We start from the raw sequence: 16,364 nt of genomic DNA on the forward strand, positions 1-16,364 counted from the left end.
ATTTATAAAAGTTCCAATTAATAGAGGTTTCAAGGTAAAAACTGGCCTACCAGATTCAGGTGTGTCATGTCCATATTGTTATCAAATTGTTTTTGAAAAAGAAATAGATTTATTCTAAAAATATAAAAATTTTTTCTATTTAGTAATGGGAGATGTTCTTATGAATGAAAATGGTAATAATAAAAATAGTAATAATTATTTATTACTTTGCATGTGTGTAGGTATTACATTTGGTATGATATATGACAAATTAGCTTTATGCTTATGTGTAGGCATTGCTATTGGAGCTGCACTAGATAGTAGCAAGAAATAAGCTCTTAAAATCTAAATTGATGGATTTTAAGGGCTTTCCCTTTATTCTAGGTTTATTTATCAACCAATAGGGTAAACAATATAAATATATTTAAACTAGTTTATACGATAAAAAGGGAGTGTAAAAAATGTGTACAGCACTAACATTAAAAACAAAAGACGGGCAACATTTATTTGGAAGAAATATGGATATAGAGTACAACTTTAATCAAGCTGTTCATCTTGTTCCTAGAAATTTTGAATATAAAAACGTAGCAACTAATGAAACTAACTCTACAAAATATGCAGTTATGGGTATGGCAACTACAATAGATAATCATCCATTATTCGCTGAAGCAATGAATGAAAAAGGATTAGCTTGTGCTGGATTAAATTTTCCTGGATTTGCATATCATTCAGATAATTTAAAAGATGGAAAAAATAATCTACCTCCATATGATTTAATACTATGGATATTATCAAATTTTGAGACTATAGAAGATTTAAAACCTGAACTAGAAAATATAAACCTAGTAAATATACAGTTAAATTCATCTACACCATTACCAACACTTCATTGGATTGTTTCTGATAAAAACGGCAATTGCTTGGTTATTGAAAATACAAAAGAAAAGTTAAGCATTTATGATAATGAAGTAGGGGTGTTAACAAATGCACCAACTTTTAATTGGCATACAACAAACCTAATTCAGTATATGGGTTTAAATGCTGATCAACCTCAGAATACTAAATGGAGTAGACTAAATTTATCTCCTCAATCTCAAGGTCTAGGTATGTTTGGAATCCCTGGTGATTTTTCATCTGCATCTAGATTTATAAGAGCTGCTTTCTATAAATCTAGCTTAGAGTCTTCAAATACCGAATTTTGTGGGGTAAGTGAGTTTTTCCATATATTAAATAATGTCGCTATGCTAAATGGCGCTGTAAAAACTCCAGAAGGTAAATACGATCTAACTCAATACACTTCTTGTATGAATCAAGATAAATACATCTATTATTACAATACATACAATAATAATCAGATAAATGCTATAGATATGAATAAGGAAGATTTAAATTCTACAGAAATAAAGATTTTCCCTTATAGAGATACTTTAGTTATAAATAACGAGAACTAAATAAAAACATATAAATTTTTATCAAAATATTATTAACTGTTTTACTATGGTTAAACTTTTTTAAAATTAAAGTCATGAAAACCTAAATAACTAGGATATTCATGACTTTTTTATAATACATTTTATATAGTTTTAAATCTGAGTTGTATTTTCTAAAAATGCTCTAACTTCTTTTGGACTTTTTAAAACTATAACTTTATCTTTAAATTCTTCTTCTATTTGCTTATATCTATTAACTATTTCTTTTGTTCTTCCTTTATGAATAATCCACCATCCAAATTCTAAATCGAATTTTTCTTCGCATCCTTCTGCCATGTCTTCACGTGTTTTGTTTTTGTTATTTAGATATCTTTTATACGCTCTAAAAAAGCATATCCTACGAGGAAAGTTTAGAAAAATTATTTTATCCGCTTGTTCTAATCTTTCTCTTTGATAAAAACCTCTATAGTTACCATCTATAACCCAAGATTCATTCTTCATGAATTCTTTAGTTAAGGTGCGACCCTCATACTTATCTCTCTCAACCCAACCTGGTGTGAATTGAATTGTATCAAGGTGTAAAATAGGAGTATTATAATAACTTGATAGTTGCTTAGCCATTGTAGATTTTCCACTTCCACTATATCCTACTATTGCAATTTTCATCGTAGTCCCCCTTTTTTAATTGATATCCATTGTATATTTTTATTACAGTATCAGTTTCTAAATTCCTTTATATTCAAAATAAAAGTTGATTATATCACTATAAATCTAAGATTTAATTTAGAAAATAATCAAAATAATATGATAAACTATATTTGAGTCCATTAAATTTTATAAGGTGGTGATTTACTATGGGCATTAATATTAAAAGATTTCTTTTTTCAATTTTATTAATTTGCGCTACTTTAGTAAGTTTTGTCTTCCATTCACAAAAAGGGTTTAATATTTCAATTTCTATAATATTTATTCCTTTTTCTTTATTATATTTACTTAAATTAAGTTTTCCTGAATTTAAAGTGTTTAGCGAAATATCTTATCAATATAATGAATTATCTTCTGTTGAAAAGCTTAGTTGTTTAGTAAATTTATTACTGATTTGTATTTGGCTAGTTGCCCAGATTTATTGTTTAATTTAATATACTAATTCTTTTAATTTGGTTTCACATGTTACTATAATAACCTCTAATCAAGAAATAGTTATAAACCTGTTCTAATAATTTTATATAAATTTTATGATTTTAATCCAGAATATTCATATATTAATCCAAATTTATACGTTATAAAGTTTAAAATGATAATATGTATAATATACTTCCATATTAAAAGGGGTTAAGTTATATGTTATCAAACGAACTTAATTTAATATTAAGTATCCTAGGAATAGCTTGTATTTTATTTGCATGTATAACAGATGGCAAACCATCGATAAGTATTTTAACAATAATTTTAATTATACCAGGAATACGTATTTTTATAAATTCCTTAAAATCAATAATACAAGATGCTAAACAACATAAGCAGTAAAGTTAAAACCTTTAAAATCAAAATTAATAGATTCTAAAGGTTTTTTCTATATAATCAAATTAATTTATGGCCACCTGAAAATAGCTTAATTGCTTCTCATTTTCCTACTTTTTCAAATTAAATAAATAATTAATAGTACTGCAGTTGAAATATTAGTTACAATAAAAGCGTTTACCCCTTATAGCTATATTTATAAAATTAAAGATATTTTTATTGTATACTTTTGAAATATACTAAGTTTAATAATCAGTTTTCGTATATTTCAAATAGCTTTGCTGTATAAAGTAATTTTAAAATCTAATTATTTAATGTTTTTTTAAGGTTGTTTTTATATTCAATTAAGATTCTATGTTTATAATAATATTTGTAAAGCATAGAGAGAGGTGAGTATATGACAATTATTCTTTTAATAATACTAAGTATAATCTTTTTGATACTTGCTATATGTTGGAAATTATTTAGAACTGCATTTAGAGTTGGTTTGTTCATATTAATTTCTATATTTTTAATTGCAGTAACTTCAAAAAGTTTAATTATAGATCATACTTTAAATCAAGATACATTTTTAAATAATGCTCGCAGCATATTAAACCCAATATTTTATTTTGTAGATTAAAAAAGGAGGCGTTAATTTTGAGTAAATGTAAATTATATAGATCAGAAAATAACCGTATGATAGGTGGTGTTTGTGGGGGTATAGGAGAATTAACAGGCATTAGCCCTACACTAATTAGAGTTTTATTCGTACTAGGTGGTGTCAGTATAATAATATATATAATTCTATGTTTAGTACTTCCATCTGGAGAAAACTTTTAATTGCATAACTTATTTTCATAAAATCAAGTTATAGATATTTTAAGATTATAAATAGTAATAACCATATATATTTCAATGAAAAGGTAATAGAATCGATTCTATTGCCTTTTTTATTTATTGCAAACAGTAATCCTAGACTAGAATCGTACTTGGAAAATTTAAAATTGAGATATCTTTATTTAATTTCATAGTTAGTTATATTTTTCAGTTTTAAGTAATAATCTCAAAGTTAACGTGATATATATGTAATATAAAGATATAAATATATCACATTATCAAGGGGGATTAATTTATGAAATATATAAATAAATATTCATTTCTATTTTGTTTGTTTGGCTTACAAGGATTTAATGGATTAAATGGTGACCCATTAGACTTTCTATACTTTGGATTCTTTTCATTTTTAGGTAATATCTGGTGGTATAAATTAGGGGATTGTGAAGATGAGCGCTTTATTTGTAATAAGCATAAGGCAGGTTATATAGCACTTAGAGTCTGCCTTCCATTAGCAATAGTTGCAAGTGTATTAATTAGACTATATACAGTAGATATATTAAAACTTTATAGACTTCAACTATTAATATTATCCATTTCATTTGCACTAGCAGCAAATTTATGGGCATTTTTAACTTACAAATTTGATGTTGGGGTTTAAATCTATGACAAAGTTTATTAGTAATTTAAAAAAGTATCGTCAATTTAATGAATTAACTCAAGAAGAACTAGCTAATAAAGTTAGTGTTCGAAGAGAGACTATAGCTCGGTTAGAAAATGCTAAATACAACCCTTCTCTTGAACTGGCAATGAGTATATCAAAAGAATTAAATACTCCAATTGAAAAGTTGTTTATATTTGAATTTTAATAATTAATACAATAAATTAAAAGCCATTATAATCCTAATAAAGGACTATAATGGCTTTTTTAATAGACATTTTTGAGTGTGTTTTTTATAATGATTTAAACTACATTTTCATTATCAAAGAGGCTAGTATCACTCTCTCTACTATAATTATACCTTAAATAACTAAATTTTTTAAGACTATGAATATACCCTCATTCCTATATAATTTATAGAGCAAATTAAACAAGCTAATTTATATAATCAAGGAGGGTATATTATGAGTCTAAATAATTATGAATTGAATCTTGAAAACGAATGGTTACAAAGAGTTCTTACTGAGGCTAAGAAACAGCTTGATGAAAAACGTAGTGCTAAAGATAGATTTAAAAAAGATGCTATAGAAACACAAAGAGAACTCTGGAGTGATTTAGGATCTGTTTCTATAGAAAATGGATTAGATCAACTTTCAGATTTTATGTCATTCATGGATATTATGAAAAATCAAAAAAGAAGTCATGAATTTACCCAAAAACTTGAAGAAAAGTATGAAAGAATGCTTGAATCTCCTTATTTCGGTCGAATCGATTTTGTTGAAGATAACGAATCAGATACTCAAAAGTGTTATATTGGATTATCAAATCTTGTTGATGAGGATTATGATTTTCTTGTGTATGACTGGAGAGCACCTATTTCAAATATGTTTTATGACTATGAAACTGGACAAGCCAGTTATGAATGTCCAGAAGGTACAATATCTGGAGAAATCACTGGTAAAAGACAGTATAAAATCAATAATGGTAAAATTGACTATATGTTCGATAGTAACCTAAGTATTGATGCTGAAATGTTACAAGAACTTCTAAGCAAAAATGTTGATGATAAGATGAAAGGTATAGTTACAACTATTCAGAGAGAGCAGAATCAAGTAATTCGTAACGAAAATTATAAAAACCTAATTGTTCAAGGATCTGCTGGAAGTGGAAAAACTTCTGTTGCACTTCATAGAATTGCATATCTATTATATAAACATAGAGATAAAGTAACACCTCAAAATATAATAATATTTTCTCCAAATAATGTCTTCAATGATTATATTTCAAATGTATTACCTCAACTTGGTGAAGATAATATGTATCAAACAACCTTTAAAGATTATATGCATAAAGAATTAGTGCATGAATTTAAGAAAGAATCACCTTCAGAAATGATGGAGTATATACTTAGTTCTAATGAAAAATTAACATATCAAGATAGAATCAAAAATATAAAATTTAAAACATCTGTAGAATTTGTTGAAATTCTAAAACAGTATATAAGTTACGTAGAAACAGTAGGTAGAAGTTTTAAAGATATTGTTGTAAGGGGTAAGTTAATAATTTCCTCTGAAGATATAAAAAACCTATTTTTTACTGATTATTCAAATCTTCCAATTAAAAGAAGATTAGAAAAAATTAAATCAAGAATTATATTCCTTATTGAACCATATGAACAATCTTGGATTGATGAAATATATGAAGAACTTTTTAAATCTGGAGACTTTATACAAAAAGAAGAAATGATAGAAAAAAGTACGCTAATTGTAAAAGAAAATTTAAGAGATGTATATGATTCTATTTATAAAATGACAGAATTTAATTTAATTAAAATTTACAAAGATCTATTTAAAAATTTAAATACATTTTTAAATGAAATAAATGTTGAATATGATGATAGTTTTATAAATCATATAAAAACTTACACAATAGATAATTTAAATGCAAGGATACTTAATTACGAAGATCAAGTTGCACTTTTATACTTAAAAGGAGCACTTGGAGATATTCCAACTACTTCTCAAATTAAGTACGTAATTATAGATGAGGCACAAGATTATACTCCATTGCAGTATGAAATTTTTTATCAACTTTTTAAATCTGCTAATATGACTATATTAGGGGATTTAAATCAATCAATTAACCCATTTATGAATGTTGGAAACTATAACAACATTTATAATATATCCCAAAATGACACTTGCATAATAAACCTAACAAAGAGCTATCGTTCAACTATGGAAATCACTAATTTTTCAAGAAATCTTCTTAGTGAAAATATAGATGATGAGTGCGTTGAAAGACACGGTGATGAACCTACTATAGTTTCTTTCTCAGATAAACTTTCTATGAACGAAAAACTGGTTGAAGATATAAAGTCTTATTCAAAAAAGAAGTTTAAATCTATAGGAATTATTACTAAAACAGCTCGTGAAACTAAAGTTTTATATAACTTTTTAAAAGAAAATAATATCGATGTAAGTTTTATAGAAAAAGATGATGATTATTATACAAACGGAGTAACCGTAATACCTTCATATCTAGCTAAGGGACTTGAGTTTGATGTTGTTTTTATATATGATGCTAGTAATAAAAATTATAATAGTGAGGATGAAAGATTACTTCTTTACACTTGTTGTACAAGAGCTCTTCATGTATTAAATGTATATCATTTAGGAGAAATTACTGATTTATTAAAATAATAATATACGTAAAATTCTACTAAAATCTAAAGTAAATTTAAAGGCATAATAGTCTAATCAAATAGACTATCATGCCTTTTTTTAATAAGTCACATCTCATTAATGCTCTAATAACTTATTTTATTTGTTTATTAATGTTGAGATACTAGTTTTAGGCCTATTATTCCTGCTACTATAAACCCAATACAAACTAATCGAACAAAATCAATAGGCTCTTTAAATAAAAACACACCTAAAATAACAGTACCAATAGTCCCTATTCCTGTCCAAATAGCATAAGCTGTTCCTAATGGTAGCTCTTTTAACGCTAATGATAAGAAGTAAAAACTCGCTATCATCCCTATTACAGTTAAAACACTTGGAACTAACTTTGTAAACCCTTCTGAATATTTAAGTCCTACAGCCCACCATACTTCAAATATACCTGCAATTACTAACACTAACCATTTCATAATTACCACTCTCCTTAAAGTTTTAAATAAAAGTTTATTAGTAAAACGTAAAAAAGCCCGGGAGATATAAAAAAATATCTCCCAGGCTTTTGTCCTTCCGTGAACACAGAAAACTGTGCGTTTTATCTCGGACCAGACCAGTTATAAATTTTAACTGCGGAACCCTATAAAACTAAATTTATTAAACTTTTATTATAGTTTATTACTATATCAAAAAATATCTACTTAATCAATACAAATTAATCTATCTATTTTTTACTTAATGATACAATTAACACTATTTTTTTAAAGGTAAATACCTAGTTTATGTAGAACAAGTTACTATTATGATATCGTGAAATTCAGAGTTTCTATGGAGTTGATTAAAGATTTTATCCAATCTATAAAATCTTTGCAAATAAAATAAACAATATAAAGGAGATAGAATCTATGAGAGAAAAAAGTATGGATATATTGGCTAAGAATTTAAAATCTGAGCACTTAATAAAACATTCGTATGCAGTTGAGGCTGTTATGAGATCATTGGCTAAAAAATTAGATCCTAAAAATGAGGAAGATTGGGCAATAGCAGGACTATTACATGATATTGATTCAGATTTACTAGACTGCAAAAACAATCCAGAAGATATGAAAAAACATGGAATTCTTGCTATAGATATATTAAAACAAGAGAATATAGGTAATCAAGATATCCATCATGCTATTATGGCTCACAATAACGATAATGGTACAGAAAGAATTTCATTAATGGATAAAGCAATTTACGCAGCAGACCCAATAACAGGATTTATAACAGCTATAACATTAGTTTATCCAGATAAAAAAATATCTAGTGTAAAAGTAAAGTCTATAACTAAAAGAATGAAAGAGCTAAGATTTGCCGCTGGGGCTAATAGAGAAGCAATGAAAAGTATAGAGGAACTTGGAATTCCATTTCCAGAGTTTGCAGAGTTATCGCTTAATGCTATGAGAGACATAAGCGATGAGCTCGGACTTTAAAAATCATATATTCTATAAAAAGTCAGTATATATATCTATATTGGCTTTTTTATTGTTTAAATCTTAGTTTTCACTCCTAAATACGCCCATTTTAGTCCAATTCATGCCTCTACGCTAAGAATACATGTTAATATATTATTTTTAAATTTTTAAAAGTAAAGGAAGTCATAATGAATTATAAACTAATTAAATTAAATAAAGTTTTACTCAGCATAATATCAATTTTAACTATTTTATTAATATTAACTTTATCTTTTGCTAATGCACTTGATGCTTGGATTATTAACAAGTTTATTGCTCTTTACATAGTAAGTTTTTTGTTGTGTACATTTTATGTAATTATAGTAGCTATTTTACAACTAAAGAACTTAAATAAAACAGAGTCAAGAAAAAGAATTATTGGCTTTTCTAAATTTTTCTTATTTAATTTTTTAATCTTATTTGTATTATCAATAATTTTTAATAAATTTGATATACCTAAAATCTTAGTTATATGTTTTAGTGGATCATTTGGTTTTAACTTTTTAGATTTAGCATTTTCTAAAGATTGTAGTAAATTCAATAGATACTAAATATATATTCACTGCAATTTTTATAAATATAATAGTTAAACAATTTAAATATCTAATTTAAAACAAAAGAGCACTTACATATGTAAGTGCTCTTAAATCATAATAAAAATGTTATTAAGTGAGTACAGTATTTTTTCAAATGCCTGTATTCTGGCTTTAATGTTTCTTTTATGTGGACAAGTTTAGTATAATCCCTAAACCTTAAAATAAACTTAAATTTATTAAAATACTTTACAGAAAATCGAAAATAATCGAATCAAGTTCCTTTTTGTGGTAAAATACCAGTGTTAATCTATTATTTAAATATTGGAGGATATTATGAGATTAAGTAAAAAATTATTATCATTATGCTTAGTAAGTAGTTTATTTTTAGTTGGGTGTAGTTCAAACACTCCTAAAAAAGAAGACTCTTCTGAAAAGGTAACTTTAAGTATTTCTGCAGCTGCTAGTTTAAAAGAAGCGATGGAAAAAATAGAAAAAGACTATGAAAAAAGTAATCCAAATGTTAATTTAGTCGTGAATTTTGGTGGATCTGGATCGTTACAAAAGCAAATAGAACAAGGTGCGCCTTGCGATGTATTTATATCAGCAGGTGAAAAACAAATTAAAGAACTAGACGAAAAAAAATTACTAGAAGAAAATACATATAAAAACTTAGTGAAAAATGACTTGGTTTTTATAGCTCCAAAAAACAGTGATATATCATCTATAAATGATTTAACAACTGATAAAGTTCAAAAACTAGGCGTTGGAGAGCCAGAAAGTGTTCCTGCTGGAAAATATGCATCAGAAGTATTAACTAACTTAAATTTAGAAGATAAGTTAAAAGATAAATTAGTCTTTGCAAAAGATGTTAAGCAAGTTTTAGCCTGGACTCAATCTGAAAATACACAAGCAGGTTTTGTCTACTACAGTGATACTCTAGGTGTAGATAATATAAAAATTGTAGAAACGACAAAGGAAGATACTCATTCCCCTATAGTTTATCCTGTAGCAGTTATAAAAGATAGTAAAGTTCCTGACGAGGCTAAAAAGTTTGAAGACTATCTTTTTAGTCAAAAAGGACAAGATATTTTAGTCAATTGCGGATATAAAATTATTAAGAACTAATTAGATATTTATATTAAACTATTATTTATATATAGGATTAAATTAACAAAGGACAACTGCATGATAGTGTAGTTGTCTTTTGTTATATTATCTAAAAAATTAAAGTATAACAGCAAAAATTACTTTTGCATTTGAATTTGATGTATTTTCCCAACGATGCTTTAATCCTGCTGGAGTCTTAACACTATCACCTTGATATAATATAAACTTTTCATCATCTAAATATAAATCTACTTCACCCTCTAGCAAGTATGCAATTTCATACCCTTTGTGTTGAATATTTTCACTGCTAGATACTGATCCTGGCGATAAGCTCATAATTGCAAACTCTAAATCACTAGTAAGGTCAGGAGCTAATACATCATAAACAACATCATCACTTCCGGGAAGTATTACTTTTTTTCTATTTTCTTTTCTAACTATCATATCTTTTTTAGAAACTTCTGATGTGAAAAATGTAAATAATGGAACGTTAAGTGCAGATGCAATAGATTTTAAAGAATTCACAGATGGGTTTGCGATTCCTCTTTCTATCTGACTTAGCATAGAAGCAGTAACTCCACATAACTTTGATAAATCACGTACACTTAGGTCTTTACTTTTTCTTACCTGTGATATTTTTTCACCTATATTTATTTCAGACATTAATACCTCCAATAAATTTATTTCAAATATTATAATTTTTAACTTAATGATTTTAATTATAACATAGAAATTTTTCGCAAACAAAGTTAAACTATATTTAATTAATTAAATTATATTTGACACATTTGTTTAAATTATATACAATCAATATAAACATCAAGGGGTGTAAACATTATAGAGGGGAGTGATGGTTGTGCCAATAACAACTACTGGAGCAATCATTGGGTTATTAGTTGCAATTATACTCATTATAAAAAGGTTTGAGCCATTTTACTGTTTGGTATTTGGAGCTTTAGTTGGGGGCTTAATAGGTGGTGCAAATTTAGTTAATACAGTAACGTATATGGCTGATGGTGGAAAGTCTATGGCTCCTGCAATACTTAGAGTTATGACATCAGGATTCTTAGCAGCAACACTTATAAAAACAGGAGCAGTTGATAAAATTTCAGAAGAAATTATTAGATTACTAGGATTAAAAAAAGCAATACTTGGAATAGTTCTATCTTCTATGATCTTGGCAGGGGTTGGAGTTGACTTAGACGTAGTAGTCCTTACTGTAGGTCCAATAGGAATGGCTATGGGAAATAAACTTGGCTACTCTAAACTAGCAATACTACTTGCAGCACTTGGTGGAGGTAAAGCTGGTAATATTATATCTCCTAACCCAAATACATTAGCAGCAGCAAGTAATTTTAACGTTGAATTATCTAGTGTTATGCTTGCAAATGTAATACCAGCTATATTTGGAGTAATTATTACTACTATACTTGCGAATATGTTGATTAACAAAGGGAGTAAAGTTGAAATAGAGATAAAATTAGATGAAGATGAAAACTTGCCTAGTTTATTTGCTTCACTAATAGGTCCTATTGTATCAATAATATTACTATTTTTAGGGAATGTGTCTACTATAGTTGTAGATCCACTTGTAGCTTTGCCTGCAGGAGCTGTTGTCAGTATATTGGCTACTAAGAATGTACATAAAACAAAAGAGTATCTGTCATATGGAGTTGAAAAAATGCAAGGTGTATGTATTTTGTTACTAGGTACAGGAACATTAGTTGGTATTATACAGATGTCAAACTTACAACATAGTACAACAGAACTCCTTGCTATTCTAAGTATACCACAGGTTTTACTTGCACCTATTTCTGGAGTTGTGATGTCACTAGCTACCGCATCTACTACTGGAGGTGCAACAGTAGCATCATCTACATTTTCTAGTGCAATTCTAAGTTCTGGATTATCTGGGGTAGCAGGTGCTGCAATGGTTAATGCAGGTGCTTGTGTATTTGAACATTTACCTCATGGAGCATTATTTCACGCAAGCTCAAGAAGTGTTTCTATGGAAATTAAAGAAAGGTTTAAGTTATTGCCCTATGAAATAATTATCGGTCTTGTTATAGTAACATCTTCAACTGTAATACAATTGCTTCTTAAGTAAAATTTAACGTAATGTCATTTTTTAATTTAATTAAATTTTACAAAAAAACCCTTACTAATCTAATAGTAAGGGCTTTTTTTTTAAAACTTTTTAGCATATTGATTTGCTAAAATTATTTCAAATATATATTTTAAAATAAAGATTGCTAGCAATGACATTGTCGTCCAAGATGGAGCGTTCATTACTATACATACATAAGCAATTATAATAACCATCCAATTGATTATTTCCCCTGACATTGCTTTTGCTTTGCATTTTATAAACGTATTTCTTTCATCTTTTCTTTCAACTTCGATTTGTTTAAATTTAGCAGGATCTTTTCTCAATTTTCTAATACCGTATAATCCTCCTAACCCTCCACAAATTGCTCCAAATCCTAATCCTGTACATAAACTTGATGCTCTATCCCAAACATCACTAGATGGACCTGCTACTAGTATTATTAGCCCTACTATTAATATAATTACCCCAAAGATAACCATAGCTTTATTTAATTTTTCATCTTGTTTAATCTTCATTCCCATCTTCCTCCTCATAAATAAAAATTTCTTCAATTGCCATATTAAAATACCTTGCAATTTTAAATGCTAAAATTATTGATGGATTATATCTTCCATTTTCTAAAGAACCTATCGTTTGTCTTGAAACTTCCAGTGCAGTTGCTAATTCTTCTTGAGTTACTTTATTTTGCTTTCTTATTTCTTCTAACCTATTTTTCAAAATATAAGCTCCTTCCTTCAGCTTAAAAGTAAAGTTTGCTTTCCATAATTCATTATATTCTTCCAAATGTAAAGCTTATTTTACTTTTATTCTATATCTATCAAACTCATATGTCAAGTTTACTTTCCATTGTATTTTTTAATTTACTTAAATAGCTTTTAACCCTTTTTTTAAACCACTTTTAACTTTATTATTTAGAAAGTATGAAAATTTTTTTTATAAAAGTGCAAGGTTTTTATAATTTAAATTGTATATAAGAAGTGTAAAAGCTTTTACGGATGTATTGTAAGAATAAAAGGGAGGAAATAACTTGCAAGCTGAATTAATTATTAAATATATAAAAAAGAAAAAACAAAAGGGGTTAGAAATGCTTATAGATGAATACAGCGGCCTTGTTGCATCTGTTGTTAGAAAAAATCTAGGTAAATTAATAAACTATGAGGAAGAATGTATAAGTGATGTATTTCTAGCTATTTGGGATAACATAGATAGTTTTGATAAAGACAAAAACTCTTTTAAAAACTGGATTTGTGTTATAGCAAAATATAAGGCAATTAACTACAAGAAAAAATATTTAGATAAAATAGAAACTTCTGAGATTGATGACGGTATATATTACATAGATAAAAACTTACTTGATCTTGAGATTAAAGAGGGAATAGATGATATTGTTAAATACTTACCCGATAAGGATAGAGATATCTTTATAAGTTATTACTTGGATGGAGCCGATGCTCCTCAAGTAGCTAAAGATAATAATTTAAGTATATCTAATCTTTACAGTCGGTTATCCAGGGGAAGAAAAAAAATCAGAGAATCACTTATAAATAGGGAGGTTTAATGTTATGAATGAATATAAATCTTTTAATAATGTAGAATTTGATATAGAAAACTATGAGGAAGTTAGTGTAAATAAAGAATTAATAAAATCTAAGGTGAAATCTAAATTGAATAAAAGAAAAAGTAAATCAAAAAAAATATTGGCCGCTAGTGTTTCTGGATTACTTTTAATTGGAGGAGTATTTGTATTTTGTGAACCTGTTTATGCAAATATGTACAAAGTAATGTATGATATAAAAAATGCTTTAGGTTTAGAATCAAACTTAGAAGATTATAAAACTGTAGTTGGCCAATCTATAACGAAAAATGGGCTCACAATAACTTTAAATGAAGTTGTCTTAGATAAAGACGTTTTAATTGTATCTACAACATATAAGTTTAAAGAAGAACTTGAAGATGGTAATATTACGTCCTTTGGAGATGTTTATATAAATGGTAAGTCTATAAGCTCAGGTGGTGGGGGTAGCGGCACTATAATTGATAAAAATACAGTTGAAGAAGTATTTAGATATACATTAGACGAAAATGTACAAAAAGATGACTTAGATATTAAAATAACTTATTCTAATCCTATTTACTTTAAAAATAAAAAGGAACATACTATAAATGGAGAGTGGGTATTTGAGTTTAAAACAGATAGAAAGGATCTTGAACTTGATACAAAATCACTAAAATTAAATCAATCTTTTGAGCTAGGAAAAGATGAAACAATTACATTAAAAGAATATAGAACTAACGCTTTAGGTCCTAATATACTCTATGATAGAAATATCCATAATAAAGATCTGGTTGATTACGATATAAAGTTACTTGGAAAAGATAATTTAGGTAATGATGTTGAATTTTACTTAATAAGTGCCGATGAAAATAAAGGTAAGCTGACATTATCTAATTTAGAAGGAAATCTAGATAAAAATGCAACAGAATTAAAACTTGTTCCTTATGCTGCGAAGCAACCTAATACAAGTGGGAAGATGAGTAACGATTTTAAAAAGATCGGTGATGAATTTACAATAAATTTAAATGAATTAAAATAGCTATTATTAAATTAATACCCTTAGTCTTCAACTTAGTTGATTCTAAGGGATATTTTTATTCTTTAATTTATAAACTAGTTTTTATAGAATTAATCCTTCTTACTATCTTGCTTTACAATATAGTAAAAGAGTGCTATATTGTAAAGCAAGATAGATATATTAAAAGGTGAGTGATTATTTTGAACAATACAATATCCTCTCAAATGCTAAAAGGTATACTCGAAGGGTGTATCTTAAAAATTATAAGTCAAAAAGAAATATACGGATATGAGATGAATTTAAAATTAAAAGAATATGGAATTTCAACCGTTTCAGATGGCACAATATATCCATTATTACTAAAACTTCAAAAACAAGAATTAATAGTAGGTGAAATGAGAAATTCAGGTGAGGGGCCTATGCGTAAATACTATAAACTTACTAATAAGGGTAAAGTCCAACTAGATATATTTGAAGAACAGTGGGATATTCTTTCAAGTAGTGTAAATAAAATTTTGAAGGTTAAATAAAAAGGGAGGGGAATAATATGCAAAATGCTAAAAAACTTATAGAGTTAAATAATTCATACAGGGAGTTATTAAGTGAAGAAAACAAATTATTTTATGATGATATATTGGTTTATATAAGAGCAAAAAGTTTCTTAAAAGACGAAACTCAAATAGAGGAATCTTTGCTTGAAATTTTAACAGATATTATAGAGGCCCAAAATCAAGAAATTAAAGCGGAAGATTATTTTGGAAGAAATCCAAGAGAAATCAGTGATGACATATTAAAAAATACAAATAAGAGTTCTTTTAAAGAGAGATTCAATTTATTCTTGAGTTGTATGTTCATATATTCTTTGGTTACATTACTTCCAAACCTAGTAAACCCTAATGAAAGTTTAGATGTAGGTAAATTTTTTATATGTTTCATAACTGCACTTTTATTGGTATCTATTATTTTTAGTATTATAGGAAATACAGTATATTCACCTAAGGAGAAAAAGTTTACCTTTGCTTTAATTGCTTTATTTTGTATATACATAACTTTAGTTATATTAATAGAAAAACTTTTACCAAATACATTTGAAATTAAATTAGTAGGATTTATAGGTATATCTATTATTTTAATATTTGGAGGTATAGGTATAATATATTGCTTAAAAGAAAAGTTATTTCATTCACTTTTACCTATTATAATAGTATCCTGTACATTAGGAATACTGAGTAGATTAAGTTTCATAAACTTTTCAATTGTTGAAGGCCCTGGTAAAATTATATCTATAGTGGCTATGGTAATAGCATTTATATTATACTATTTAATGTCTTATCTATATGCTAAGGAGTAAAATTTAAAACTGACTAGAAACTAATGTAATTATACATTTTATAACTCTTAGAACTGATTCATTTATGTTCTAGGAGCTTTTTTATTTATCTATATAATTTTTTATT

Annotated in this window: 21 protein-coding genes and 1 riboswitch; of the genes, 16 read left to right on the top strand and 5 right to left on the bottom strand. The window is 27.0% G+C overall.

What is annotated here, in order from left to right; all coding sequences use genetic code 11:
• Window positions 1–160 precede the first annotated feature (160 nt).
• The gene (locus VN21_RS18865; RefSeq protein ID WP_167335607.1) at window positions 161–313 is read left to right on the top strand and encodes a hypothetical protein; all 153 of its coding nucleotides are present in this window, start codon (window positions 161–163) and stop codon (window positions 311–313) included.
• A gap of 127 nt (window positions 314–440) precedes the next feature.
• Window positions 441–1,430 carry a choloylglycine hydrolase gene (gene bsh, locus VN21_RS09300; protein ID WP_046823012.1) on the top strand — a complete coding sequence of 330 codons (990 nt, stop codon included), beginning with the start codon at window positions 441–443 and terminating at the stop codon, window positions 1,428–1,430.
• A 132-nt stretch (window positions 1,431–1,562) separates the two neighbouring features.
• On the opposite strand, the gene VN21_RS09305 is transcribed toward bsh, so the two are convergent.
• Complete coding sequence (locus tag VN21_RS09305) at window positions 1,563–2,075, bottom strand: DNA topology modulation protein (protein ID WP_046823013.1); 513 nt, start codon at window positions 2,073–2,075, stop codon at window positions 1,563–1,565.
• A 675-nt stretch (window positions 2,076–2,750) separates the two neighbouring features.
• Here VN21_RS09305 and VN21_RS09315 point away from each other — a divergent pair.
• The 6 genes from VN21_RS09315 (at window position 2,751) to helD (ending at window position 7,109) form a co-directional block, all read left to right on the top strand.
• Window positions 2,751–2,936, top strand: a complete 186-nt coding sequence (locus tag VN21_RS09315; RefSeq protein ID WP_046823015.1) for a hypothetical protein — start codon at window positions 2,751–2,753, stop codon at window positions 2,934–2,936.
• A 391-nt stretch (window positions 2,937–3,327) separates the two neighbouring features.
• Window positions 3,328–3,552, top strand: a complete 225-nt coding sequence (locus VN21_RS09320) for a hypothetical protein (protein ID WP_046823016.1) — start codon at window positions 3,328–3,330, stop codon at window positions 3,550–3,552.
• A 17-nt stretch (window positions 3,553–3,569) separates the two neighbouring features.
• The gene (locus VN21_RS09325; RefSeq protein ID WP_021428839.1) at window positions 3,570–3,752 is read left to right on the top strand and encodes a PspC domain-containing protein; all 183 of its coding nucleotides are present in this window, start codon (window positions 3,570–3,572) and stop codon (window positions 3,750–3,752) included.
• A gap of 292 nt (window positions 3,753–4,044) precedes the next feature.
• Window positions 4,045–4,407 (top strand): DUF3796 domain-containing protein, encoded by a 363-nt coding sequence (locus VN21_RS09330; protein WP_046823017.1) that lies wholly within the window; start codon window positions 4,045–4,047, stop codon window positions 4,405–4,407.
• Window positions 4,408–4,411: 4 nt separating this feature from the next.
• Window positions 4,412–4,615 carry a helix-turn-helix transcriptional regulator gene (locus VN21_RS09335; RefSeq protein WP_046823018.1) on the top strand — a complete coding sequence of 68 codons (204 nt, stop codon included), beginning with the start codon at window positions 4,412–4,414 and terminating at the stop codon, window positions 4,613–4,615.
• A gap of 256 nt (window positions 4,616–4,871) precedes the next feature.
• Window positions 4,872–7,109, top strand: coding sequence for an RNA polymerase recycling motor HelD (gene helD / locus VN21_RS09340; RefSeq protein WP_046823019.1), 2,238 nt, complete (start codon window positions 4,872–4,874; stop codon window positions 7,107–7,109).
• 131 nt (window positions 7,110–7,240) lie between these two features.
• Here the strand turns inward: helD and sugE are convergent, their stop codons facing one another.
• On the bottom strand, window positions 7,241–7,561 hold the full coding sequence (sugE, locus tag VN21_RS09345) for a quaternary ammonium compound efflux SMR transporter SugE (RefSeq protein ID WP_021428762.1): 321 nt from the start codon (window positions 7,559–7,561) through the stop codon (window positions 7,241–7,243).
• A gap of 76 nt (window positions 7,562–7,637) precedes the next feature.
• A riboswitch (guanidine-I (ykkC/yxkD leader) is annotated at window positions 7,638–7,740 on the bottom strand.
• Window positions 7,741–7,990: 250 nt separating this feature from the next.
• Between sugE and VN21_RS09350 the strand changes: the two genes are divergently transcribed.
• The 3 genes from VN21_RS09350 (at window position 7,991) to modA (ending at window position 10,242) form a co-directional block, all read left to right on the top strand.
• Entirely contained in the window at window positions 7,991–8,560 is a 570-nt protein-coding gene (locus tag VN21_RS09350; RefSeq protein ID WP_046823020.1) for an HD domain-containing protein, read from the top strand.
• Window positions 8,561–8,730: 170 nt separating this feature from the next.
• Entirely contained in the window at window positions 8,731–9,132 is a 402-nt protein-coding gene (locus VN21_RS09355) for a hypothetical protein (RefSeq protein WP_046823021.1), read from the top strand.
• Window positions 9,133–9,450: 318 nt separating this feature from the next.
• The gene (gene modA / locus VN21_RS09360; protein ID WP_046823022.1) at window positions 9,451–10,242 is read left to right on the top strand and encodes a molybdate ABC transporter substrate-binding protein; all 792 of its coding nucleotides are present in this window, start codon (window positions 9,451–9,453) and stop codon (window positions 10,240–10,242) included.
• A gap of 99 nt (window positions 10,243–10,341) precedes the next feature.
• On the opposite strand, the gene VN21_RS09365 is transcribed toward modA, so the two are convergent.
• Window positions 10,342–10,887 carry a cupin domain-containing protein gene (locus VN21_RS09365; RefSeq protein WP_046823023.1) on the bottom strand — a complete coding sequence of 182 codons (546 nt, stop codon included), beginning with the start codon at window positions 10,885–10,887 and terminating at the stop codon, window positions 10,342–10,344.
• A gap of 187 nt (window positions 10,888–11,074) precedes the next feature.
• Between VN21_RS09365 and VN21_RS09370 the strand changes: the two genes are divergently transcribed.
• Complete coding sequence (locus VN21_RS09370) at window positions 11,075–12,331, top strand: GntP family permease (RefSeq protein WP_046823024.1); 1,257 nt, start codon at window positions 11,075–11,077, stop codon at window positions 12,329–12,331.
• Window positions 12,332–12,411: 80 nt separating this feature from the next.
• Here the strand turns inward: VN21_RS09370 and VN21_RS09375 are convergent, their stop codons facing one another.
• Window positions 12,412–12,849: a hypothetical protein gene (locus tag VN21_RS09375; RefSeq protein ID WP_046823025.1), complete on the bottom strand. Its 438-nt coding sequence runs from the start codon at window positions 12,847–12,849 to the stop codon at window positions 12,412–12,414.
• Window positions 12,839–13,051 carry a helix-turn-helix transcriptional regulator gene (locus VN21_RS09380; protein WP_025162805.1) on the bottom strand — a complete coding sequence of 71 codons (213 nt, stop codon included), beginning with the start codon at window positions 13,049–13,051 and terminating at the stop codon, window positions 12,839–12,841. Before VN21_RS09380 ends, VN21_RS09375 begins: the two co-directional genes overlap by 11 nt.
• Before the next feature lie 310 nt (window positions 13,052–13,361).
• On the opposite strand from VN21_RS09380, the gene VN21_RS09385 reads away from it, so the two are divergent.
• The 4 genes from VN21_RS09385 (at window position 13,362) to VN21_RS09400 (ending at window position 16,258) form a co-directional block, all read left to right on the top strand.
• Complete coding sequence (locus tag VN21_RS09385) at window positions 13,362–13,892, top strand: sigma-70 family RNA polymerase sigma factor (protein WP_046823026.1); 531 nt, start codon at window positions 13,362–13,364, stop codon at window positions 13,890–13,892.
• Between the two features lie 4 nt (window positions 13,893–13,896).
• Window positions 13,897–14,928, top strand: coding sequence for a DUF4179 domain-containing protein (locus tag VN21_RS09390; RefSeq protein WP_052952026.1), 1,032 nt, complete (start codon window positions 13,897–13,899; stop codon window positions 14,926–14,928).
• A gap of 179 nt (window positions 14,929–15,107) precedes the next feature.
• Complete coding sequence (locus VN21_RS09395; protein WP_226896691.1) at window positions 15,108–15,437, top strand: PadR family transcriptional regulator; 330 nt, start codon at window positions 15,108–15,110, stop codon at window positions 15,435–15,437.
• 17 nt (window positions 15,438–15,454) lie between these two features.
• Window positions 15,455–16,258 carry a DUF1129 domain-containing protein gene (locus tag VN21_RS09400; RefSeq protein ID WP_046823027.1) on the top strand — a complete coding sequence of 268 codons (804 nt, stop codon included), beginning with the start codon at window positions 15,455–15,457 and terminating at the stop codon, window positions 16,256–16,258.
• The last annotated feature ends 106 nt before the right edge of the window (window positions 16,259–16,364 follow it).

The organism is Paraclostridium benzoelyticum, from assembly GCF_001006285.1.
GTDB lineage: Bacteria > Bacillota > Clostridia > Peptostreptococcales > Peptostreptococcaceae > Paraclostridium > Paraclostridium benzoelyticum.